This window comes from Micromonospora sp. LH3U1 (assembly GCF_028475105.1).
In the GTDB taxonomy this organism is placed as follows: Bacteria; Actinomycetota; Actinomycetes; order Mycobacteriales; family Micromonosporaceae; genus Micromonospora.
Map to the genome: position 1 here is coordinate 2,985,247 of NZ_CP116936.1, position 24,324 is coordinate 3,009,570.

Here is a 24,324-nt window from a genome sequence, read left to right on the forward strand (position 1 = left end):
CGCCTGAGGTCAGCGCGGTGCAGCGATCGTCAAGAACGGCTCAAGGGGGCCCGGACAGACTCGGCCTCACCGACAGCAGGAGGCACAGTCATGACCCGCAACACGGTGCAGGGCATCCTCGGGTGCATCGGCGGCACACCGCTCGTCGAGCTCGACGGCCTGCTGCGTGACGTTCCGGCCCGGGTGTTCGCGAAGCTCGAGCTGGCCAACCCGGGCGGCAGCATCAAGGACCGTACGGCGCTGAACATGCTGTTGCACGGCATCCACAGCGGCGAGCTGGTCCCGCACCGGTCGGTGGTGATCGAGTCCAGCTCGGGCAACCTGGCCGTGGGCATCGCACAGATCTGCCGGTACTTCGGGTTGCGCTTCATCTGCGTGGTGGACGCCAAGACCACCCAGCAGAACCTCGCGATCCTGCGGGCCTTCCAGGCCGAGATCGAGCTGATCGAGGAACCGGACCCGGCCACCGGTGAGTTCCTGCCGATTCGCCTGCAACGGGTCCGCGAGCTGATGGCACGCGAGCCGCACGGCTACTGGCCGAACCAGTACGCGAACCCGCGCAACCCGCAGGCGCACCACCGCACCATGCAGGAGATCGTCGACGCGCTGCCCGGCGATCTGGACTTCATCTTCTGCGCCACCAGCACCTGCGGCACGTTGACCGGTGTCACCGAGTACGTCCGGGAGCACCGGATGGGCACCACGGTGATCGCGGTGGACGCGGTCGGCAGCGCCATCTTCGGCGACGAGAGCCGGCGGCGGCTGATCCCGGGCCACGGCGCCTCGGCCCCGCCGCCGCTGCTCGACCCGGCCAGCACCTGGCCGGTCGTGCACGTGTCCGACCTGGACGCCGTGGTCGGCTGCCGGCGGCTGATGGCGCGGGAGGCGATCCTGGCCGGCGGCTCCTCCGGCGCCGTGGTGTCGGCGCTGGAGCGCTACCGCGACCAGATCCCGGCCGGCGCCACCTGCGTGCTCGTCTTCCCGGACCGCGGGGAGCGCTACCTCAACACGATCTATTCCGACACCTGGGTCCGGCAGAACTTCGGCGAGGTGTCGCACCTGTGGAAGGAATCCGGGATCGCGGCCGCCGGGCGGCTGTGACGACCGGCAGGCAATCGACGAGAGGGACGACGATGCGGATCTCCGCTCTTCCCGACGGTCTTCCGGCCGTCATCAGCAACGACGACAACGGCGCGATCCTCGACACGGTGCGCGACAACCGCGCCGCGATCCGGTCGCTCATCACCGAGAAGGGCGCGGTGCTGTTCCGCGGCTTCGACGTCGGCGGCGTCGACGGGCTGCACACCGTGGTGCGGACGCTGTCCGGCGAGCCGCTCGACTACACCGAGCGGTCCTCGCCGCGCAGCAGCCTCTCCGGCAACGTCTTCACCTCGACCGACTACCCGGAGAGCGAGGAGATCTTCCTTCACAACGAGTGCTCGTACCAGCAGCACTGGCCCATGAAGGTCTACTTCTACTGCATCACCCCGTCCGCGACGCAGGGCGCCACCCCGTTTGCCGATGTCCGCAAGGTCCTTGAGCACATCGACCCGGCGGTGGTCGAGGAGTTCACCCGGCGCAAGTGGTCGTACGTGCGCAACTTCGGGCCGATGGGTGGCACCTGGCAGTACTTCTACGACACCGACGACCGGGCCGAGGTGGAGCGGTACTGCGCCGCGCAGAACATCCAGGTCGAGTGGATCGGCGAGGACGGGCTGCGCACCCGGGCGGTGCGCGACGCCGTGCACCGGCACCCGGTCACCGGCGCCGAGGTGTGGTTCAACCACGCCACCTTCTTCCACGTGGACACGCTGCCGGGCGTCTACCGCGAGGAGATGCTGGAGATGTTCGGCGAGGAGAACCTGCCGACCAACAGCTACTACGGCGACGGCGGCCAGATCCCGGCCGAGGTGACCAAGCACCTCCAGGAGGCGTACCGGGCCGCCAGCACCCGGTTCGACTGGCAGAAGGACGACCTCGTCGTCATCGACAACATGCTGACCGCGCACGGCCGGGAGCCGTACACCGGCGCTCGGAAGATCGCCATCGCCATGGGTGAGGCGTCGAACGCGGCGGTCGAGGCACCGTGACCACGTACGCCGGCCCGGCGCTCGTGATGCGGCCGGCGCTCCCGGACGACCTCGACGAGATCACCCGGATCGAGGTCGGGCCGGAAACCACGCCGTACATCGGCGTCACCGGCCGGGAATACCACCTGGCGGCCCGCGCCGACGCCGACCAGGAGCACCTGGTCGGTGTGGTCGGGACGACCGTGACCGGTTTCATCCTGCTGGCCGGGCTGCGCGACGGCGGCGGCCGGATCGAGCTGCGCCGGATCGTACTGGCGCACGAGTTCCGCGGCCGCGGGCACGGCCGGGCGATGGTGCGGGCCGCGGTGGCCCACGCCCACGAGCGGTACGACGCCCGGTCCGTCTGGCTGGACGTCAAGCCGGACAACCACCGGGCACTGGCGCTCTACACCTCCGAGGGTTTCCGCCCGGACGGCACCATCCCGGATCCGCAGGAGCCCGCTGAGGTGCTGTTGCTGATGACGCGGCCGCGCGACGACCGCGCCGCTCGAACCGAAAGTGAGGACTGAGGATGAGGGAGAAGCTGGCGCTCGTCGACCCGGACGCGACCGGGTCGGCGTTCACCGCCGGTCACGCGGGCGACGCCGGATGCGAGCGGTGCGTGGCCGAGCTGACCGAGGTCGGCCACGACTTCGTCGGGGCGTTCGCCAAGCGCGACTACGAGCGGTTCATCGGGCACTTCATCGGCGCCAACGCCACCGGCCTCGGCGCCGACGGGACCGTCGGCATGAACCGCGACGCCTGGGGCCGGATCCTCCAGGAGTACTTCGAGGAGCCGACCTGGACGCTGACGGTCACGCCGATCAAGACGGTGGTCCAGCAGTGCGTCAGCGGCCAGATCCTCGAGGTCGTCCGCTTCGACTCCGCCGAGATGACCATCACCTTCGTGCACGCCACCTGCTGGCTGCGCGACCACGGCACCTGGAAGGTGGTGCTGCAGACCGAGGCCGGCCCGTTGCAGGACACCCAGGCCCTGCTGGACCGCGTCGCCGAGCAGCAGGCCGAGGTGGCCCGGTCATGACACAGACCCTCCCCGCGCGGACCGACGGCGGCCCGGCGCCGGACCGCCGGAGCCGACCCGAGTTCCACGGCTCGGCGGTCGTCGCGTTCCGGGAGTCGGCCGCGGCCCACCCCGGCCGCGCCGCGGTCGTCGGTGTCGACGCCACGCTCACCTACGCCGAGCTGGACGACCGCAGCGACCGCCTGGCCACACTGCTGGCCGCCCGGGGCGCCGGGCCGGAGCGCGCGGTCGGCGTGCTGCTGCCCCGCACCGCCGACCTGATCGTCGCGATCCTCGGCATCCTCAAGGCCGGCGCGGTCTATGTGCCGTTCGACCCGGAGCAGCCGGCCCAGCGCCTCGGGCGGATCGTCCGCGACGCCGCGCCGGTCACCACTATCACGCACGCCGACCTGGTCGACTCGCTGCCCGAGGGGTCCGGGCCCGACCCGGTGCTGCTCGACCGGACCGACTGGTCCACCGTGGAGCGCTCGGAGCCGGCCGTCCTGCACCCGGACAACCTCGCGTACATCATCTTCACCTCCGGCTCGACCGGGCGCCCGAAGGGCGTCGAGGTGTCACACCGGGCGCTGATCAGCTTCCTGAACGGCATGGAGCAGGGCGGCTTCTTCGGGCCGCCCGGCGTCCGGCTGGCCTGGAACGCCTCGGTCGCGTTCGACGCCTCGGTGCAGGAGTGGGTGCGGGTCTTCCGCGGTGACACGGTCGGCGTGTTGACCGACGACATGCGGCGCGACGCCGAGGAGTTCGCCGAGTTCATGGTCGAGCGCGAGCTCACCGAGGCGGACATGACGCCGTCGCACGCGCAGATGCTCATCGAGGACCTGGCCGACATCGCCGGCCCGGAGCGGCACCTGCGGCTCTTCATCGCCGGCGAGGCGGTGCCGCCCGGCCTGTGGTCGCGGTTGCAGGCGCTGATCGGCGACGGCGTGGTCACGGCCATGAACCTGTACGGGCCGACCGAGGCCGCGGTCAACGTGGCCGGCACGTTCATCCGGCCCGGCGAGAGCCCGACGATCGGCCGCCCGCTCGCCGGGGTCGAGGCTCGCGTGGTGGACATCGATCTCGTACCGGTCCCGGACGGCACGCCTGGCGAGTTGTGCGTGGCCGGGCCCTACCTGGCCCGGGGCTACTCCGGACGGGCCGGGCTCACCGCCGCGCGATTCGTGCCCGACCCGCTGTCGGCCGACGGCGCCCGGATGTACCGGACCGGCGACCGGGTGGTCCGCCGGGTCGACGGGACGATCGAGTACATCGGGCGCACCGACGACCAGATCAAGATTCGGGGACACCGGGTCGAGCTCGGCGAGATCGAGTCGGTGCTCGCCGATCACCCGGACGTCAGCCGCGCGGTGATGCTCTACCAGCGCGGGGACGACGGCGGGCGGCTCTCCGCCGTGCTCCACCTGCGGCCCGGCGGCGACCTGAAGGCCGTCCGGGCGTACGCGGCCGGCCAGTTGCCGAGCTGGATGCAGCCCAGCGACTGGGCGGTCGTCGACGCCATCCCGCTGACCGTCGGCGGCAAGGCCGACCGCGGTGCCCTCATCCGCCGGCTCACGTCCCCCGAGGACGCCCCGGACGGGTCCGAACCTGCCAAGGAGACGCAGATGAAGGTCGACGCCACGAACACCGTCCGCGAGGTGTGGTGCGAGGTCCTCGAGCTCGAGAAGGTCGACGACGAGGACGACTTCTTCGTCATCGGCGGCCACTCGCTCAGCGCGATGCAGGTGGCCAGCCGCCTGCGGGCCGGCCTGGGCGGGGTCAAGATCCCCACCCGGATGCTGTTCGAGCACCGCACGTTCGCCGCCTTCACGGCCGCGGTGAACGAGCGCCTGAACAGTGCGGCGGTGTCGGCGTGAGCCGCTGGACCGTGCTGGTCAACCACGAGGAGCAGTACGGGCTGTTCCCGGCCGACCGGCCCAGCCCCGGCGGGTGGCGCCCGGCCGGCTTCGAGGGCACCGAGGAGGAGTGCGTCGCGCACGTCGACCAGGTCTGGACCGACCTGCGCCCGGTGTCGCTGCGCCGCGCCACGGCCGGGCAGCCCGGCAGCTAGGAACCGGGAGGCCGGCCGGCCGATGCCCCCTCAGCGGCGGCCGGCCTCCCCCAGCCGCACGACGACTCAGGAGCTGATGAGAAGCATGTCCCAGGTACCACCATTCGCGATCATCTCCGGCCGGCAGGTCCACGATGCCGTGCACGGGCGGGAGCGCGAGGTCACCGAGCTGATCGAAAGCGCGTACCGGCTGCACGGCGAGGGCGAGACGACCAACCCGGACTCGTACTTCCTGCGCTTCCCGGACCGGCCGCGGGACCGGATCATCGCCCTGCCGGCCTCGGTCCGGGGCAAGGTCGGCGTGCACGGACTCAAGTGGATTTCCAGCTTTCCGGACAACGTGACGGCCGGCATCCCGCGCGCCTCGGCGGTGCTGGTCCTCAACGACTTCCACACCGGCTACCCGATCGCCTGTCTCGAGGCGTCGATCATCAGTGCGGCGCGGACAGCGGCGTCGGCGGCGTCGGCGGCGGTCCGCCTGTCCACCGCGCGCGGCGCCGCGCCGCGCCGGCTCGGCGTGGTGGGCGCCGGGGTCATCGCCCGCTACACCTACCACTACCTGCGGGCCAACGGACTGCACTTCGATTCGGTCGGGGTACACGACCTGTCGGCGGAGCACGCCGCAGGGTTCGGCGACCACCTTCGACGCTCCGGAGAGCAGGACGTGGTTCGGCACGACAGCCTCGACGGGCTGTTGGCCGACAGCGACCTGGTGCTGTTCGCGACCGTCGCCGGCGAGCCGCACGTGATCGACCCGGCGCTGTTCGGCCACGCGCCGCTGGTGCTGCACCTGTCGCTGCGCGACCTCGGCCCGGACGTGATCCTGAACGCCTGGAACGTGGTCGACGACGTCGAGCACGTGATGAAGGCCGGCACCTCGGTCCACCTCACCGAGCAGCGGGTCGGCCACCGGGACTTCGTCGCCGGCACGCTGTGTGACGTCCTGGCCGGGCGGATCGCCCCGCCCGCGGACCGGCCGGTCGTGTTCTCCCCGTTCGGCCTCGGTGTGCTCGACCTGGTGCTGGCCAAGCACGTCTACGACCAGGTTGCCGCCGACGGCGGGCTGACCACCGTCCCGGACTTCTTCTACGACCTCCAGCGGTACGGCTGAGCGCCCGATCACGACGGCCCCGATCTCGAAGGCAAGGATCGAACATGAGACTGGTTTCATTGAGCGAGGTGCTGCCCGGCGAGCCCGTGACCAACCGCGACATGGCCGAGCGCTTCGGCTTGCACGAGCGGTGGCTGGACTCCGTCACGGGCAACCGCACGCGCTACTTCTGCCGACCGGACAGCCCCACGGGCGTACCGAAGACCACCGGCGACCTGGCCACCGAGGCGGGGGAGCAGGCCCTGGTCCGGGCCGGTGTGGACCCGGCGGCCATCGACTTCCTCATCCTCTCCACGGCGTCCCCGGACCACCTGATGCCGGCGACCGTCAACCTGGTCGCCGACCGGCTCGGCCTCAACGACCTGCCGACCTTTCAGCTGACCTCCGGCTGCGCCGGCGCGTTGCAGGGCCTCTACACCGCCCGCGCGCTGCTCGCCTCGGGCCTGCGCCGCGGCCTGGTCATCGGCGCCGACACCTGCCGCAACATGCTGCCGCCCGGCGACGCCGCGGTCCAGCTGCGGCCGGCCGAGATGGTGAACTTCGCGATGTTCGGCGACGGCGGCGGGGCGGCCGTGGTGGAGGCCGGCGAGGACGGCCCGGGCCTGCTGGTCGAGCACCTGTTCCTGCGCACCGTCGGCAAGGGCCGGGCGCCCGCCCAGATCGTCCGCTGGTACGGCGCCGCCGGCGCGCCGCAGGAGACCGGCGAGCACGGCCGCGTGGTGCGCGAGGCGATGAGCGAGGAGGACTACAAGGCGATCGAGCAGCATGTGCCGGAGGCCGCCCGGGCCATCCTCGACGAGCTGGTGGCGGTCACCGGATGGCGGCTGCCCGACGTCGAGCACGTCCTCACCCCGCAGCTCAACGGCGTGATGACCGAACGGATCCGCGAGTATCTCAGCATCGGCGAGCAGCAGGCGGTGTCCTGCGTGGCGGACACCGGCAACAACGGCAACGCGTTGCCGTTCATCCAGCTCAACCGGGCGCTGCGGCGCATCCGTGGCGGGGTGGGCGAGCGCGGCCGGATGCTGGTGGCGACCGTCGAATCGTCGAAATGGGTACTGGCCGGCATGGCGCTGCGCCACCGACCCGAGGGCGACTCCAATGTCGATTGACCACAGCGTCCCGCCCGCCCCGGCCACCGGCCGGGTCGCGCTGGCCGAGTTGCGGGCCACTCTCGGCGCCATCCCGCCGGATCTCGCGGCGGTCCGCGAGCTGCTCGGCCGGGTGCCCGACCCCTCGATCTGGAGGCGGCCGGCCGCCTCCTGCACGGCGCCCGCGGCCGCGCCGCACTTGCCGGTGCGGACCTGCCGCGGACGACCGTGGCCCTGCTCGGCAGCTCCACCCTGGACGCGCTGCCCCCGATGATCACCGCGGCGGCGCTCCGCCGCGGGATCCTCCCCGAGGTCCGGATGGCCGGGTTCAACCAATGGCAGCTGGAGATCGCCGCCGGCGCGCCGGAGCTGTCCACGCTGCGTCCCCGGCTGGTTGCCTGCCTGCTCGACGACGCGGCGGTCTTCGACCGGGTGGCCGACCCGGTCGACCTCGACGAGGTCGAAGCCCGTTGCGTCGCCTTCCCGACGGAGGTTGCCACCTGGGCCACCGCCGCCCGCGAGACGCTGGGCGGCCTGACAGTGCTCGGCACCATCCCGCTGAGCCCGCTGCGGTCGCGCCGGCTGGTGAGCTACGCCGCCCGTGCCCGGCTCGCCGCAGTGTGGTCGCGGATGAACGCCGAGTTGGCCGGCCTGGCCGCCGACCTGCCGTCGGCCGTGGTACTGGACTTCCCGGACCTCGCCGAGACGGCCGGCGGCATCTTCGCGGGCGACCGGATGCGCCACGTCGCGGGCCACGCCTACAGGCCCAGCTACCTGCTCGCGTACGCCGAGGAGCTGTCCCGGGTCGCCGCCGCCGACCTGGGCCGGTCCGCCAAGTGCCTGGTGCTCGACCTGGACAACACGGTCTGGGACGGCGTGGTCGGTGACGTCGGCACCGCCGGGCTGCGGGTTGGCGGCAGCTATCCGGGGACCGCGCACACCGAGCTCCAGCGGCTTGCCCGCGACCTGTCTGCACAGGGCGTCCTGCTCGCGGTCAGCTCCAAGAACGACGACCCGCTCGCCGTCGAGGCGCTCGACACCCACCCCGAGATGCTGCTGCGCAGCGAGCACTTCGTGGCCCGACGGATCGACTGGGAGCCCAAGGCCGGCAACGTCCGGGCCATCGCCGCCGAGCTGAACCTCGGCAGCGACGCCTTCGTCTTCGTCGACGACAACCCGGTCGAGCGGGAACTGATGCGCCGGATGGCGCCCGAGGTCGCCACCGTCGAGTTGCCCGACGACCCGGCGGGTTACGCCGGCGCGCTCGCCGCCCGCGGCGACTTCCTGGTGCTGTCGCTGACCGACGAGGACCGCGACCGCACCACTTCGTACCGCGCCCGGGCCCGGAGCCGGGAGATCGAGCAGCAGGCGACCAGCCTGGAGGATCACCTGGCACAACTCGGCTCGCGGCTCACCGTCGAGCCGCTGACGCCGATGAACGCCGGCCGGATCACACAGTTGTTCGCCAAGACCAACCAGTTCAACCTCACCGGCGTTCGGTACGGCGCGGCCGAGGTGGACCGGTCCGGCACGGACGGCGCACCCACCTTCTTCGCGGCCCGGCTCAGCGACCGGTTCGGCGACCACGGGCTGATCGCCGCGATCGCCCTCGACCGGGCCGCGGACGGCGCCTGGACGGTCGGCAACTTCGTGCTCAGCTGCCGGGTGTTCAGCCGCGGCGTGGAAAGCACGCTGCTCGGCCTGGTGCTGCGGTCGGCGGCCGCAGCCGGGGCGCCCGGCGTCGCCGGCACGTTCCGGGCGACCGACCGCAACGGCCGGTTCGCCGGCCTCTATCCGTCGCTCGGCTTCCGCCCCACCACCGCTGCCGGCGAGTTCCGGCACGACCTGGCGCGGCTGCCCGACCTGAGTCCCTTCATCGAGATCACGCATGAATCGGAGGTGTTCCGTGCTGGCTGAGGACCTGGTGGTCGAGGTCATCACCGACCTGCTCGACCTGCCCGGCAAGACCCTCGCGGCGGGCACCCCGCTCGTCGCGGTGGACGGCTGGGACTCGGTCAACGCGCTGCGGGTGCTGGTGTACCTGGAGCGCGAGACGGGCCGGCCGCTCGACTACGAGCGGTTTGCCGCGGCCGCCACGGTCGGCGACCTCGCGGAGCTCGTCGACCGGACCGGCGCGGGGACGCCCCGATGAGCGCCGTGCAGGAGACGGACGTCCTGATCGTCGGCGGCGGGCCGGCCGGCGCGCTGCTCGGCTTCCTGCTGGCCCGCCGCGGCGTCGGTGTGCTCGTGGTCGAGAAGCAGACCTCCCTGGAGCGCGACTTCCGGGGCGAGACCGTGGCCGCGCCGTCGGTCGTGACACTGCGCCGGCTCGGCTTCGGCCCGGCGCTCGACGACCACGGCTTCCTGCGCACCGAGGGCGTCACGATGCGGATGGAGGGCCGTCGGGTGATGCACGTCGACTACCGGCGGTTCGGGCTCGGCGAGGTGCCGGTCGACATCCCGCAGCCCGCGCTCATCGCGATGTTCGCGGACGCGGCCGCGCAGTACCCGACGTTCGAGTACCGCTTCGGTGTCTCGTTCACCGGCCTGGTACGCGACGGCGACACCGTCACCGGCGCCCGCCTGCGCAGCCGCGACGGCACGACGACCGAGGTGCGCGCCCGGCTCGTGGTCGGTGCCGACGGCCGGTTCTCCAAGGTGCGGCACGCGGCCGGCATCACCGCCGACGTGCAGCACATGGCCCGCGACTTCCTGTCCTTCAAGCTGCCCCGGCCGGCCGACTGGGGCCTGCAGGCGGAGCTCGTCGTCGACCGCGACCGGCACCTGGTGGTGCTGCCGACGTTCCCGGACTTCCTGCGGATCGGCCACAACCTGCCGAAGCGAGGGCTCGGCGCACTACGCAAGGCGGGCTTCGCGCCGTTCAAGGCGGGCATCATGGCGCTCGACCCGCGGCTGGCCCCGGTCGTCGCGGAGCACCTGAACTCGTGGGACGACACGTCGTTCCTGGAGATCTTCACGGCCGAGGTGCCGGAGTGGACCCGGGACGGCCTGGTCCTGATCGGCGACGCCTCGCACACCTGCACGCCGATCCTCGGCCAGGGCGTCAACCTGGCCATCCAGGATGCGGTGGTGATCGCGCCGATCATCGCCAACGCCCTGTCCGGCGCCGGCCCGATCCCCGCCTCGGCGTTCGCCGGATTCGTGACCGAACGGCGCCGCCACAAGGCGCACGTCACCAGCTTCCAGCGGCTCCAGGAGAAGGCGCTGGCCACCGGCAGCACGCCCGGTGTGCTGTTGCGCCGCGCCCGGTACCGGCTGCTCGACGCGCTGCCGCTGAAGTACCGGATTTTCGGCGGCGTCCTGAACGCTCCGCACGGCATCGACCCGGTCGACCTGGCCCCGGATGCCGGCGGCACCCGGCAGGGCCTCGGCGTCTGACTCACCCGGCCCTGCAACTCCGTTCCTCTCTTCGTCGACATCGAGGCGGTCCCGTGATGCATGACAACGACCCTGCCGGCGACCCGACCCAGCTCCTGGCCGTGGTGGGCATGGCCGGGCGGTTCCCGAACGCGCCCGACCTGGACGCCTTCTGGCAGCTGCTGGCCGACGGCGGTGACGCCATCCGGCCGGTGCCGCCGGAGCGCTGGGACGCCACCGCCCAGCTCGACCCGGAGCGGGCGGTGCAGGACGTCGGCGGCTTCCTCGACGGCGTTGACCAGTTCGACCCCGGCTTCTTCGGCATCTCCCCGCGCGAGGCCGCGGACATCGACCCGCAACAGCGGCTGATGCTCGAGGTGGCCTGGCGGGCGCTGGAGGACGCCGGCCAGCCGGCCGCGGCGCTGCGGGGCACGCGTACCGGCGTGTACGTCGGCGCGTCCTGGCACGACTACGAGATCCTGCGCAAGGAGCGGGGCGCAGGCGCCACCCAGCACAGCACGGTGGGCAACGCCCTGGACGTGATCGCCGCCCGGGTCTCGTACTTCCTGGGCGCCACCGGCCCGTCGCTGGTGGTCGAGACCGGGTGCTCGTCGTCGCTGGTGGCTCTGCACCTGGCCGGCCAGGCACTGCGCACCGGCGAGATCGACGCGGCCCTGGTCGGGGGAGTCAACCTGATCCTCGCGCCGGACGTCTCGATCGGGCTGACCCACTTCGGCGGCCTGTCCCCGGAGGGCCGGTGCAAAGCTTTCGCCGCAGACGCCGACGGGTTCGTCCGGGCCGAGGGCATCGCCGGGCTGTATCTCAAGCGGCTGGACCGGGCGATCGCCGACGGCGACCGGATCCAGGGCGTGATCGTGCGGACCGTGGTGAACAACGACGGCGGCGGGGACAGCCTGGTCACGCCGAACCCCGCCGGCCAGGAGGACCTGTTGCGCCGGGCGTACACCGAGGGCGGCATCCCGCTGGACCGGCTCGCCTACGTCGAGGCGCACGGCACCGGCACCGGCCGCGGCGACCCGGTCGAGGCCGAGGCGCTCGGCCGGATCGTCGGCCAGGCGCGGGACGCGTCCGCCGGCCCGCTGCCGATCGGGTCGGTCAAGACGAACATCGGACACACCGAGGCGACCGCCGGCCTGGCCGGACTGCTCAAGGTGCTGCTCGCGATCCGGCACCGCACCGTGCCAGCCACCCGGCACCGCGGCGAGCTGAACCCGGCCATCGACTTCACCGGCCTGAACCTGCGGGTGGCCACCGGTCCGGTCGCGCTGCCCGACGAGCCGCTCTTCCTCGGCGTGAACTCGTTCGGCTGGGGCGGCACGAACGCGCACGTGGTCGTCGCTGGCCCTCCGCGCGACCCGGCCGGCACCGAACCGGCGTCACCAGCCCTCGGCGTCCCGGCCGTGCTGCCGATCTCCGCGCACTCGCCGGCCGCGCTGCGCGACCGGGTGCGGGACGTGCACGGCCTACTCGCGCACGGCGCCGACCCGGTGCAGGTGGCCGGCGCCCTCGCGCACCGCGCCGACCACTTCCCGCTGCGGGTGGCCGCGCTCGCCGCCGACACCGCCGCGACGCTGGAGCGCCTCGACAAGTGGGCCGCCGACGCGGACGCCGACATCGACGGGCTGGTCACCGGCCGCGCCGAGACGGTCGGTCGGGTCGCCTTCGTCTTCCCGGGCCAAGGTTCGCAGTGGGCGGCCATGGGCCGCGACCTGTACGCCGCCAGCCCGGTCTTCCAGTCCGTGGTATACCGCTGCTCGCGGGCGATCGCGCCGCACGTCGACTGGGACCTCGCCGAGGTGCTCTCCGGCGCGGCCGGAAACGCGTGGACGTCGCGCGTCGACATGGTGCAGCCGGCCCTGTGGGCGATGTCGGTGGGGCTCGCCGAGCTGTGGCGACACGCCGGCGTCACCCCGGACGTGGTGGTTGGGCACAGCCAGGGTGAGGTCTCCGCCGCGACCGTGGCCGGGATCCTGTCCTACGAGGACGCTGCCCTGGTCGTCGCCACCCGCAGTGCGCTCGCCGTGCGGGCGTCCGGCCGGGGCCGGATGCTCGCCGTGGCGCTCGACCCGGAGTCGGCGCGGGCGGCGCTCGCCGGGTTCGAGGACCTGGTGTCGCTCGCCGTCGAGAACGGACCGGACTCGTGCGTGCTCTCCGGCGACGGGGACGCCGTGCTCGCGCTTCGCGAGATCCTGGAGGCGGACGGCGTGCACTGCCGGCTCGTCGACGTGGACTACGCGTCGCACAGCCCGCAGATGGACGCGCTCACCCCGGCCCTGACCGCGGCGCTCGGCGCGATCACCCCGACCGGCGGGACGGTCGAGCTGGTCTCGACGGTGCGGGCGGCCATCATGTCCGGTCCCGAGATGGGCGCGACGTACTGGGCCGAGAACCTGCGCCGTCCGGTGCGCTTCCTGACCACCGTGGACGAGCTGATCGACCGGGGGGTCACGCACCTGGTCGAGATCAGCCCGCACCCGGTCCTGCTGACCGCGCTCGAGCAGATCGCCGTGCGGCGCCCGCTCCCGCCCCGCGTGCTGACCACCCTGCGCCGGGACGCCGGGACGGTGGACGACCTGGCCGGGGCGTTCGCCGCCGCGTACGTGGCTGGTGTGGCCCCGCACGCCTACCTGCCACCGGGCCGGACCGTCCGGCTGCCCGGCGTTGCCTGGCAGCGCACCCGGAACTGGACGGAGGGCGCGCGCCGTCGCACCGGCCGGCTCGGGCTCGACGTCGTTCTCGTTCCGTCGGCCACCGAGCCCGACCTGTGGCAGGGCGAGCTGGAGCTCGGCACCGGCAGCCAGCCGTGGCTCGTCGACCACCAGGTGCACGACGCCGTGGTGGTGCCCGGGGCGGCGATGCTCGCCATCGCCCTGGCCACCGGCCGGGCCCGGACCGGGCAGGAGCCGGCCGTGCTGCGCGACGTCCGGTTCAGCGCCGACCTCACCCTGGCCGGCGACGCGGCGGCGCAGATCGGCGCGCTGTGGCGCGACGACGTCACCGAGGGCGGCTCGTTCACGCTGTGCTCGTTGTCGTCCGACGGATCCGGCTGGACCACCCACGCGACGGCCCGGGCGCAGCAGTCCGTCGGCACCACCCCGGTGCCCTTCCCGACCGGGCTGGCCGCGCAGAGTCCGATCGAGGCGGCGGAGTTCTACGAGGCGTGCGGGCGGCGCGGGCTGCGGTACGGCCCGGCGCTGCAGGGCGTCCGCCGGGTGTCGGTCGACGGCGCCCGCGCGCTCGGCGAGCTGGAGCTGCCGGCGAAGTGCCGGGCCGGTGCGACGGCCGCCCTGCACCCCGCGCTGTGGGACGCGGCCCTGCAGGTCAGCCTCGCCGTCAGCGAGGGCACCGCCACGGTGGTGCCGACCGAGGTGGAGCGGGTCGAACGGCACGCCGGCACGACGCTGACAGCCGGCTGGTCGTACGCCGAGCGGCGCGACGACGGCCGGTACGACGTGCACGTCTTCGACACCGAGCGGCAGCCGGTGCTGAGCATGATCGGGCTGTGCCTCCGGGAGTTGGCGCTGACGGCCGGCGACGACCCGGACGAGGCGCTGCTGCACCGGCTGGCGTTCCGGCCCGCCCAGTGTCCCGAGCCGGCGGAGCTCACCGGCCGGTGGCTCGTCGCCGGGACCGGCCCGCTGGCCGCCGCTCTGCCGGGGGAGGAGCTGACCGACCTGGCCGCCCTCGTCGGGGAGGAGCCGGCCGGCGTGGTGTTCCTCGTGCCGACCGCCGAGCCGGAGCAGCGTGCCGCACTGGTCCGTCTCACCGAGCTGGCCCGGTCTGCCGCGGCACTGCCCGCGCCGCCCCGGATCGCGGTGGTGACCACCGGCGCCCAGGCGGTCACCGAGGCCGATCTGCCGGATCCGGGCGCCGCCCTGTTCTGGGGCTTCACCCGCGTGCTGCGCCGCGAGCACCCGGAGCTCGCCCCCACGCTGATTGACGTCGGTGCGACCGGTGACCCGGCTGCGGTGGCGCTCGCCGTCGCCGCCGAACTGGCCACCACCGGCGACGACCAGGTGGTGCTGCGCGGCGCGGACCGCTGGGTGGGTCGGATCGTGGCCGGCCGGGCGGAGCCGGACGAGGCCGTGCCCGAGTGGCGCACTCCGGCGCAGCCGTTCCGCCTGGTGCCGGCCCGGCCGGGTCGCTGGGACGGCCTGGAGTTCCGGCCGCGGTCCCGGCGCGCTCCGGCCGACGGCGAGGTGCAGGTGGAGGTGACCGCCGCCGCGCTCAATTTCATCGACGTGATGAAGGCGATGGGCACCTACCCGGACCCGGTCGGCGGCGAGCTGCTCGGCGGCGAGTGCGCCGGGCGGATCACCGCCGTGGGCGCCGGCGTCACCGGGCTCGCCGTCGGTGACCGGGTGGTCGCCTGCGCGTTCGGCGCGATCGCCTCGCACCTGACGGTCGACGCCGCCCGGGTGCGCCCGCTGTCCCCCGAGATCGACGACGCCGACGCGGCGGCGCTGCCGCTGGCGACGCTGACCGCCTGGTACGCGCTGGCCGACCTGGGCCGGGTACGGGCCGGCGAGACGGTGCTCGTGCACTCCGCCGCCGGCGGGCTGGGTCTGGCCGCGATCGGCGTCGCCCAGCACCTCGGCGCCGAGGTGCTGGCCACCGCGGGCACCGAGGAGAAACGCGACTACCTGCGCGGTATCGGCATACGGCACGTCTTCGACTCGCGCGACCTGTCCTGGGCCGGCGAGGTGCTGACGGCCACCGGCGGCCGCGGCGTCGACGTGGTCCTCAACTCGCTCACCGGCGCGGCGATCGACGCCGGGCTGGACGTGCTCGCCGAGGACGGCCGGTTCCTCGAGGTCGGTAAGAAGGACGTGTACGCCGGCCGCCGGATCAGCCTGGCCGCCTTCCGCAAGTCGGTCACCATCTCGGCGGTCGACCTGGCCGGCCTGATGGACCGGCGTCCGGAACGGTTCGACCCGCTCCTCACGGAGGTGTGGGACCTGGTGACGACCGGCAAGCTACCGCGGCTGCCGGTGACCCGGTACGACTTCGCCGGCGCCGCCGACGCGCTGCGCACGATGGCCACCGGCCGGCACATCGGCAAGCTGGTGCTGGTGGACCCGGCGACGGTCACCGCCGTGGCCCCGGAGCCGATGCCGGGCGGCCGGTTCCGGTCCGACGGCAGTTACGTGATCACCGGCGGCCTGGGCGCGCTCGGCCTCTCGCTGGCCGAGTTCGTCGCGGGGCATGGCGGCGGATCGCTCGCCCTGCTCGGGCGGCGGGCGCCGGATCAGGCCGCGGCGGACCGGATCGCAGCGCTCCGGGCCGCGGGTGCGATGTCCGGGCGTACCCGGTGGACGTCACCAGCCGCGAGGCGCTGGCCGGGGTCCTCGACCAGGTCCGCGTCGGGCAGGCGCCGATCCGGGGTGTGGTGCACGCCGCCGGTGTGCTCGACGACGCGACGGTCGCGACCCTGCGCCCGGAGCAGATCGAGCATGCGGTGGCGCCGAAGGCGGACGGCGCGCGGCACCTGGACGCGCTGACCGTCGGCGACCCGCTGGACCTGTTCGTGCTGTTCTCCTCGGCCGCCGCGCTCGTCGGCAACGCCGGCCAGGCCGGCTACGCGGCCGGCAACGCCTACCTGGACGGCCTCGCCGAGGCGCGCCGCCGCCGTGGCCGGCCGGCACTGTCCGTCCAGTGGGGACCGTTCGCCGACGTCGGACTCGCCGCGCAGGACGGCAACCGCGGCGACCGCCTGTCCGAGCGCGGCATGGGCAGTTTCCCGGTCGCCCAGGCGTGGCCAGCCCTCGCCCGGTTCCTGCGCGACGGCGAGCGGGTCGTCGGCTACGTGCCGCTGAACGTGCGGCAGTGGTTCGACGCCTACCCGGACACCGCGGCGCTGCCCAGCTGGCAGGAGCTGCGGGCCGAGGGCGGCGCGGCCGGCGGCGCGGACAGCAAGGTGTTCCTGGATCGCCTGCACGGCGCGGCGCCGGACGACCGGGTGCCGTTGGTGGAGGACAAGGTGCGCGAGCTGACCGGGCGGGTGCTGCGCATCGATCCTGGCGCCGTGGACCAGCAGACCCCGTTCAAGGCGCTCGGGCTGGACTCGCTGATGAGCCTGGAACTGCGCAACCGCCTGGAGTCCGCGTTCGGGTTGAAGCTCTCACCCACGCTGCTCTGGACCTACGGCACGGCCGGCGCCCTTGCCTCGGTGCTGTGCGAGCAACTCCTCGACATCGCGACGGAAACGGAACGAGTGCAGTGACGACGACACCGGGCGGCCCGACGCCGCTGAGCCGTGCCCTGGACACCATCCGCAAACTCCGCGGGCAACTCGACGAGCTGGGCGGCCGCCAGCCGATCGCCGTCATCGGCGCCGGGCTGCGCCTGCCCGGCGGGATCGACACCCTGGACGGGTACTGGGCCGCGCTCACCGCGGGCCGCGACCTGATCCGGCCGATCCCGGCGGCCCGCACCGAGCCGTTCACCGACGAGTGGGCGACGCTGCCCCGCCAGGGCGGTTTCCTCGACGAGGTGCTCACCTTCGACGCCGCGTACTTCGGGATCAGCCCGCGCGAGGCGAGCGCCCTGGACCCACAGCACCGGTTGTTGCTCGAGGTGGCGGCGGAGGCGCTGGACCACGCGGCCACCCCGCCGGACCGCCTGCGCGACCAGCGGGTCGGCTGCTACATCGGCATCACCCACCAGGACTACCGGGACTGGGAGCCACGGACCGCGGACGCCTACTGGGCGACCGGCAACGGCCACTGCTTCGCGGTCGGTCGGGTCGCGTACGCGCTCGGCCTCACCGGCCCGGCGGTGGCCGTGGACACCGCGTGCTCGTCGTCGCTGGTCGCCCTGCACCAGGCGGTGGCGGCGCTGCGGGCCGGCGAGTGCGAAACGGCGCTGGCCGGCGGAGTCAACCTGATCCTGTCGCCGCGCTCGACCCGGCTGCTCGGCCCGGAGATGGGCGCGCTCGCCCCGGACGGCCGGTGCAAGGCGTTCGACGCCCGCGCCAACGGCTTCACCCGCGGCGAGGGCTCCGTCGTCCTGGTGCTCAAGCGGCTCGACGCCGCCGTCCGTGACGGCGACAACGTGCTTGCCGTGGTCAAGGGGTCCGCGCTCAACCAGGACGGCCGGTCCTCGGGTTTCACCGCCCCGAACGTCCTGGCGCAGACCGCGCTGCTGCGCGCGGCGCTGGCCGACGCCGGTCTCACCGCCGCCGACGTCGGGCTCGTCGAGACCCACGGCACCGGTACGGCCCTGGGCGACCCGATCGAGATGGAAGCCCTTGCCACGGTGCTCGGGCGCCCGCGCGGCACGGACGCGCCGCTGCTGATCGGGGCCGCCAAGACGAACTTCGGTCACCTTGAGGCGGCTGCCGGCGTACTCGGCATCCTCAAGGCGGTCCTCTCGCTGCGGAACGCCCAGGTGCCGCCGCTCGTGCACTTCGGCACGCTCAACCCGCGGATCGACCTGAGCGGCACCGCGATCACCCTGCCCACCGAGGTGCTGGCGTGGGACGAGGCGGCCGGGAACCGGCACGCCGGGGTCAGTTCGTTCGGCATGAGTGGCACGAACGCCCACGTCATCCTCGGCACCGCCGAGTCGGCTGGGGTGACACCGCCGACCCGGCCGGAGTCGGACGAGGTGGTCGGCTTCGAGATCGGCGCGCACACGCCGGAGGCGCTGCGGACGCTCGCTGCCCGCTACCGGGACCGGCTGGCGACCCTCGACGAGGCGGACTATCCGGCCTTCGCGCACAGCGCCGGGGCGGGCCGGCCCCGACGACGGGTGCGCGCCTGGGTGGCCGCCGCCGACACGGGCGTCGCGGCGGACGCGCTCGCCGCCCTCGCCGCCGGCGAACCGTCGCCGGCGGTGCGTGATCTCGCCGTGGACGCCGAGCCACCGGCGCCGGCGCCGGCCCGCCGGGTCGTCGACCTGCCGAGCTATCCGTGGCAGCGGCAGCGCTTCGCCCCGAAGGTGGACGTCGCCACCGCGCCGGCCCCTCCGCTGAACGAGCTGACCTGGGTGCCGCTGCCGGAGCGCGACGACCGCCGTCCGGTCGTGGTCCTGGGTGACGACGCCGAACTGACCGGGCTACTCGAGTCCCGAGCCCGGGCGGCGGGCCGCGTGGTGCTTCCGCTCGGCGGCGCGCGCCCCGAGGAGCCGGCCTGCGTCCTGCTGGCGTACGCGGCGCCGGCGCTGCCGGCCACCACCGGCGACGCCCCGGCCATCGACGCGACCGCGGCCCTGTGCGCGGCGGTCACCGTCGCGCTGCGCGACGTGCCGGCCGGCCATCGGGTCGTGTTGCTGACCCGGGGTGCCCGTCGGGTGACCCGCGACGACGAGGTGCCCGCCACCGGGCACGGCGCGCTGCACGGCCTGGCCCCGGTGCTGGGCCTGGAGTCCGCCGCGTACGCCGGGATCGCCGACCTGCCGGCCAACCCGGGCGTGGCCGACATCGACGCCCTGCTGCGGGCTCTGCCCGACGGCGGACCGGAGGATCTGCTCGCGGTCCGCGACGGGCGGGTGCTCACCGGACGGCTTCGGGCCGCCGCTTCCACCGCCACGGCCGACCGGCCGCCGCTCCGCGCCGACGCGACCTACCTGGTTACCGGCGGGCTCGGCGGGGTCGGCCGGGTGCTCGTCGACGACCTGGTCCGCCGCGGCGCCCGGCACCTGCTGCTCCTCGGCCGACGGCGGGAGGACGGCCTTGCGTCAGCCGCAGCCGACCTGCTCGCCCGGCTCCGGTCCGAGGGCGTCGATGTGCGCTACCGGTCGGCCGACTGCGCGGACCCGGTGGCGCTGGCCGACGCCCTGGCCGCCGACGGCCGCCCAATCGCGGGCGTGCTGCACGCCGCGGGCACGATCGAGCGCACGCCCCTGCCCGAGGTGGACGGTCCGGCCTTCGCCGAGGCATTGCGCGCCAAGCTGGCCGGCGCCTGGTGGCTGCACCTGCTCCTGGCCGACCAGCCGCTCGACTTCTTCATCGTCACCTCGTCGGTGTCGGCACTCTGGGGCGCCGACGGCTATGCCGCGTACGCCGCGGCCAACGGCGCCGCCGAACTGGTGATCCGGCACCGTGCCGGCCTGGGGCTGGCGGCCACCACGGTCGCGTACGGCCCGTGGGCCGGCGACGGCATGGTCGACGCCGACGATCTCGCCGACCTGGCCCGCGGCGGCGTGGGCGCGGTGCGGCCCGAGCACGGCGTCGCGGCGCTGACCGCCCTGGCGCAGGGGGCGGAGTCGTCGATCGTGTGCTGCCCGGCCGACTGGGCCCGGCTCGACGCGGTGCTGGCCGGCCGCCACCCGCGCGCCCTGCTCCGCGAGCTGGCTCCGGCCGTCGAGCCAGCTGCGGAGCCGGCCGCCGCGGTCTCCCTACGGGACCTGCCCGACCTGGCCCGGCCGGGCGCCGCCCGGGACGCCGTGCGGGACGCGGTGGCCCAGGTTCTGGGCTTCGCGTCGACCGCCGAGATCCGCGACGATCAGGGCTTCTTCGACCTCGGGCTGGACTCGATGATGGTGATCGACCTGCTCGACGCACTCGGCGCGCGGTTCGGCATCCGACTGCGGACGGCGGACGTCTTCGACCACCCGACGGTGGCCGACCTCGGTGCGCTCGTCCTGGACCGGGCGGTCGGCGCGGCGGCACCCGAGGCGCAGCCGCTGCGCCTTGCCGAGCCGCTGCTGGCGACGCCTGTTCAACCCGAACAACCGGCCGTGATCCCGGCCGGCGAGCCGATCGCGATCATCGGTATGGCCGGCCGCTTCCCCGGCGCCGACTCGGTCGACGAGCTGTGGGACCTGTTGATCGGCGGCCGCGACGGGGTCGGCCCGGTGCCCGCAGACCGATGGGATGGCGCCGCCCTGCACGACGCCGACCAGTTGCGTGCCGGCACCATCACCACCGACCAGGGCGGCTTCCTGCGCGACGTGGACCGGTTCGATGCCGCCTTCTTCGACATCCCGGGCCGCGAGGCGGAGAGCCTGGACCCGCAGCAGCGGCTACTGCTGGAGACGGCCTGGCACGCGTTCGAGAACGCCGGCCTCGACCCGCGCAGCCTGCGCGGCGGCCGCACCGGCGTCTTCGTCGGCATCTCCAACAGCGACTACGCCCGCCTGCTCGAACGCGGCGGCCTGGACGGGCTGGACGCCTACTTCGGCACCGGCACCGCGCTCAACGCCGCGGCCGGCCGGCTCAGCTATCTGTACGGGCTCCAGGGCCCGGCGATGGCGGTCGACACCGCGTGCTCGTCGTCGCTGGTCGCGCTGCACCTGGCGATCCGATCGCTGCGCGCGGGGGAGTCGCAGACCGCGCTGGTCGGCGGGGTCAACATCATCGCCGCCCCGACCGCCTCGGTGGCGGTCAGCCGGGCGCACATGCTGTCGCCGACCGGTCGCTGCCGCACCTTCAGCGCCGACGCGGACGGCTTCGTCCGCTCCGAGGCGGTGGCGATGGTGGTGCTCAAGCCGCTCAGCGTGGCCCGGCGCGAGGGCGACCGGGTGCTCGCGGTGCTGCACGGCAGCGCCGTCAACTCCGACGGCGCGTCGACCGGGCTGACCGCGCCGAACGGGCGGGCGCAGCAGGCGGTGATCCGGTCGGCGTTGGCGGACGCCGGGGTTGACGCCGCCGAGGTGTCCTATCTCGAGGCGCACGGCACCGGTACGGCGCTGGGCGACCCGGTCGAGGTCGCCGCCGCCTGGCAGGTCCTCGGCTCCGGCCGCAAGCCGGGCACCCCGCTCTACGTCGGCTCGGTGAAGAGCAACGTCGGCCACTGCGAGTCCGCGTCCGGCATGGTCTCGCTGGTCAAGACGGTGCTCGCGATGCGGCACGAACGGCTGCCGGCCGACCTGCACTGCGCCGAACTGAACCCGAAGATCGACTGGGCGGAGATGAACGTCCGGGTGGTGGACGGCGCCATGCCGTGGCGGGCCGTGGGCGACCGGCGACTGGCCGGCATCTCGGCGTTCGGCTTCTCCGGCACGAACGCGCACGTGGTCGTCGGCGAAGCCCCGGCCGAGGAGCAACCGCCGGCCGTACGCCCGCCGTTCGTCCTGCCGCTGTCCGGATCGGACGCCCCTGGCCTGGACCGGGTCACCGCCGCCTGGCGCGACGCGCTCGCCGACGACCCGTCCGAGGAGCGGGTGGCCCGGCTGACCGCGGTCGCCGGCTCCGGGCGGGCCCACCTGCGCGCCCGCCGCGCGGTCGTCGGTCGTACTGCCGCGGAGTTGCTCGCCGGGTTGGAGAAGGCGCCGCCGGAGACTGGCACCGGCCGGCCGCCGCGGGTGGCGTTCCTCTTCTCCGGCCAGGGCAGCCAGTACTTCGGGATGGCCCGCGAGCTGTACGAGACCGAGCCGGTGTTCCGGGCCCGCTTCGACGAGTGCGACGCCGTCGTGGCCCCGCATCTGGGCGCCTCGCTCACCGAGCTGCTCTGGACCGGCACCGACCCGGACCGGATCAACCAGACCGCGGTGACCCAGCCCGCGCTGGTCGCCCTGCAACTGTCGCTGGCCGCCCTGTGGGAGTCCTGGGGAGTCACCGCGACCGCCGTGCTCGGCCACAGCGTCGGCGAGATCGCGGCCGCCGTCCACGCCGACGTGCTCGACCTGGCGGACGGCCTGTTCCTGATCAGCCATCGGTCGCGGCTGATGCAGCACTCCACACCGGGCGCGATGCTTGCGGTGACAGCCACCGAGGCCGAGGTCGCCGAGCGGATCAGCGGCTACCCGCTGGACGTCGCCGCGATAAACGGGCCGCGCGCCGTCGTGGTGGCCGGCCCGGCCGACGCCGTCGACGCGTTCGCCGCGGCCTGTAAGGCCGACCGGATCGGGGCACAACGCCTGGTCGTCTCGCACGCCTTCCACTCCCGGCTGATGGAGCCGATGCTCGGCGAGTTGCGGTCCGTCGTCGCCACGCTGGAGCACCGGCCGCCCGCGCTCCCGATCGTGAGCAATGTGACCGGCCGGCTCGCCGAGGGCTACGACGCCGACTACTGGACCCGGCACGTGCGGCAGCCGGTGCGCTTCGCCGACGGCATCGAGGCGTTGCGCGAGCTCGGGGTCGACGCGTTCGTCGAGATCGGGCCGGGACGCACGCTTACCGGCCTGGTGACGGCGGGCGGCCTGCTGCCGTCCGGCGGCGCGCTGCCGTCGATGCGCCGCGGTTCGTCGGACCGGGCGGTCCTGATCGAGGCGGCCGCGCGGCTGTACGAGCTGGGCCAGCCGATCAAGTGGGCCGCGGTGCAGGGCCGCGCGGCCGGGCCGGCGCCGGACTACCCGTTCGCCGACACCCGGTTCTGGGTGCGGCCGGTCCCGGCGCAGCCGTCGCCCGCGCCGGCCGTCAACGGACCACACTGGGGCAGCGAGGTCCAGTCGCCCGCGCTGCGGGCGCGGGTCTTCGAGTTCCCGCGCACCACCGCGTTCCCCGCGTACCTCACCGACCACCGGCTGTACGGCACGGTGGTCACCCCGGCCGCGTCGCACCTGGCGACCGCGCTGTCCGCGCTGGCCGGCGACGGCGCGGCGCTGACCCTGACCGACGTGGTCTGCCCGCGCGCGCTGGTCGTCGCCGAGGACGAGGAGTACCGGGTGCAGCTGGTCGCCGACACCGCGACCGGTCACCTGGCCGTGCACAGCCTGCTCGACGCCGAGCGGCGGCAGTGGCAGGAGCACCTCTCCGGCCGGTTGGCCGACGGCGACGATGCGGGCCGGTCGGCCCCGGCGGAGGCGGAGCGGGCGGCGTTCGTCGCCGACGCCGAGCGGCACATCCCCGGGGCGGCGTTCTACGCCTACTTCGCGGCGCTCGGCTACACCCTCGGTCCGTCCTTCCGGTGGATCGCCGACGTGTGGATCCGCGGCGAGGAGGCGCTGATCCGCTACGCGCCGCCCGTGCTGCCCGACGATCCGGCGTCGTACCAGCTGTATCCGGGCTTGATCGACTCGTGCTTCCAGAGCATCGCCGGTTTCCTGGTCGACGACCGGGCCGCCGAGGCCGCGTCGCTCGCCATCCCGTTCTCGGCGGCTCGGATCGCCTTCCCGGCCGGACCGCGACCGTCCGGCGAGCTGTGGGGAAAGGTCCGGGTGCGGTCGGCCGAGCCGCTGGCCGGCGGACGCAGTCGGGTGGACGCCGCCGACCTGCATTTGTTCACACCCGGCGGCGAGAGCCTGATGGTGGTGGACGACTTCCGGGTGCGGCACGCGCCGCGCGAGCTGCTGCGGCAGAGCCTGCGCGAGGAGCGGTCCCACCTGTACGCCGTCGACTGGACCCCGATCGAGGTCCCGGAGCGGCCGGCCGGGCGGCAGTACGTCGTCGGGCTGGTCGGTGACGGCCCGTTTGCCGCCGACCTGGCCGTCGCCCTGCGCCGCGCCGGGCACACCGTCGATCCGGACGGCCCGGCCGACCTGGTGGTGGACGCCCGATGGTCCGCACCGGACGGGTCCGAGCCGCTGGACGCGGTCCGGGCGCTCGCCAGGTCGCTGGGGGACACCCGGCCGGCGGTGCCGTACGCGGTGCTCGGACCGGCCGGACCGGCCGGGGCGCCGCTGCGTGAGGCGCTGTGGGGCCTGCTCACCGCGCTGGAGGCGGAGGAGCCGGACCGTCGGCT

Annotated in this window: 11 protein-coding genes and 2 pseudogenes; all 13 read left to right on the forward strand. The window is 74.1% G+C overall.

Annotated elements, in window-relative coordinates; genetic code table 11:
• Positions 1–90: 90 nt before the first annotated feature.
• The gene (sbnA, locus tag PCA76_RS13475) at positions 91–1,101 is read left to right on the forward strand and encodes a 2,3-diaminopropionate biosynthesis protein SbnA (RefSeq protein WP_272618116.1); all 1,011 of its coding nucleotides are present in this window, start codon (positions 91–93) and stop codon (positions 1,099–1,101) included.
• 32 nt (positions 1,102–1,133) lie between these two features.
• Positions 1,134–2,090: a TauD/TfdA family dioxygenase gene (locus tag PCA76_RS13480; RefSeq protein ID WP_272618118.1), complete on the forward strand. Its 957-nt coding sequence runs from the start codon at positions 1,134–1,136 to the stop codon at positions 2,088–2,090.
• A complete protein-coding gene (locus tag PCA76_RS13485; protein WP_272618120.1) occupies positions 2,087–2,599 on the forward strand; it encodes a GNAT family N-acetyltransferase in 513 nt (170 codons plus the stop codon). The genes PCA76_RS13480 and PCA76_RS13485 overlap by 4 nt, the downstream gene beginning before the upstream one ends.
• Before the next feature lie 2 nt (positions 2,600–2,601).
• Positions 2,602–3,111 (forward strand): hypothetical protein, encoded by a 510-nt coding sequence (locus tag PCA76_RS13490; protein ID WP_272618121.1) that lies wholly within the window; start codon positions 2,602–2,604, stop codon positions 3,109–3,111.
• Complete coding sequence (locus tag PCA76_RS13495; protein ID WP_272618123.1) at positions 3,108–4,964, forward strand: non-ribosomal peptide synthetase; 1,857 nt, start codon at positions 3,108–3,110, stop codon at positions 4,962–4,964. Before PCA76_RS13490 ends, PCA76_RS13495 begins: the two co-directional genes overlap by 4 nt.
• Entirely contained in the window at positions 4,961–5,158 is a 198-nt protein-coding gene (locus PCA76_RS13500; RefSeq protein WP_272618125.1) for an MbtH family protein, read from the forward strand. Before PCA76_RS13495 ends, PCA76_RS13500 begins: the two co-directional genes overlap by 4 nt.
• Before the next feature lie 85 nt (positions 5,159–5,243).
• On the forward strand, positions 5,244–6,269 hold the full coding sequence (sbnB, locus tag PCA76_RS13505) for a 2,3-diaminopropionate biosynthesis protein SbnB (RefSeq protein ID WP_272618127.1): 1,026 nt from the start codon (positions 5,244–5,246) through the stop codon (positions 6,267–6,269).
• A 44-nt stretch (positions 6,270–6,313) separates the two neighbouring features.
• Positions 6,314–7,381 carry a 3-oxoacyl-ACP synthase III family protein gene (locus tag PCA76_RS13510; RefSeq protein ID WP_272618129.1) on the forward strand — a complete coding sequence of 356 codons (1,068 nt, stop codon included), beginning with the start codon at positions 6,314–6,316 and terminating at the stop codon, positions 7,379–7,381.
• A 207-nt stretch (positions 7,382–7,588) separates the two neighbouring features.
• Entirely contained in the window at positions 7,589–9,277 is a 1,689-nt protein-coding gene (locus PCA76_RS13515) for an HAD-IIIC family phosphatase (RefSeq protein ID WP_272618131.1), read from the forward strand.
• Complete coding sequence (locus PCA76_RS13520; RefSeq protein ID WP_272618132.1) at positions 9,267–9,512, forward strand: acyl carrier protein; 246 nt, start codon at positions 9,267–9,269, stop codon at positions 9,510–9,512. The genes PCA76_RS13515 and PCA76_RS13520 overlap by 11 nt, the downstream gene beginning before the upstream one ends.
• Complete coding sequence (locus tag PCA76_RS13525) at positions 9,509–10,759, forward strand: FAD-dependent monooxygenase (RefSeq protein WP_272618134.1); 1,251 nt, start codon at positions 9,509–9,511, stop codon at positions 10,757–10,759. The genes PCA76_RS13520 and PCA76_RS13525 overlap by 4 nt, the downstream gene beginning before the upstream one ends.
• Before the next feature lie 110 nt (positions 10,760–10,869).
• A pseudogene (locus PCA76_RS13530) lies at positions 10,870–16,982 on the forward strand (type I polyketide synthase).
• A pseudogene (locus PCA76_RS13540) lies at positions 16,979–23,917 on the forward strand (SDR family NAD(P)-dependent oxidoreductase); the annotation flags it as partial. The pseudogenes PCA76_RS13530 and PCA76_RS13540, both read left to right, overlap by 4 nt.
• Between the last annotated feature and the right edge of the window lie 407 nt (positions 23,918–24,324).

Excerpts from the sequence above, each read along its gene's own strand:
- PCA76_RS13480 (WP_272618118.1), top strand. The coding sequence starts at position 1,134 with ATGCGGATCTCCGCTCTTCCCGACGGTCTTCCGGCCGTCATCAGCAAC.
- PCA76_RS13495 (WP_272618123.1), top strand. The coding sequence starts at position 3,108 with ATGACACAGACCCTCCCCGCGCGGACCGACGGCGGCCCGGCGCCGGAC.
- PCA76_RS13510 (WP_272618129.1), top strand. The coding sequence starts at position 6,314 with ATGAGACTGGTTTCATTGAGCGAGGTGCTGCCCGGCGAGCCCGTGACC.
- sbnB (WP_272618127.1), top strand. The coding sequence starts at position 5,244 with ATGTCCCAGGTACCACCATTCGCGATCATCTCCGGCCGGCAGGTCCAC.
- sbnA (WP_272618116.1), top strand. The coding sequence starts at position 91 with ATGACCCGCAACACGGTGCAGGGCATCCTCGGGTGCATCGGCGGCACA.
- PCA76_RS13490 (WP_272618121.1), top strand. The coding sequence starts at position 2,602 with ATGAGGGAGAAGCTGGCGCTCGTCGACCCGGACGCGACCGGGTCGGCG.
- PCA76_RS13525 (WP_272618134.1), top strand. The coding sequence starts at position 9,509 with ATGAGCGCCGTGCAGGAGACGGACGTCCTGATCGTCGGCGGCGGGCCG.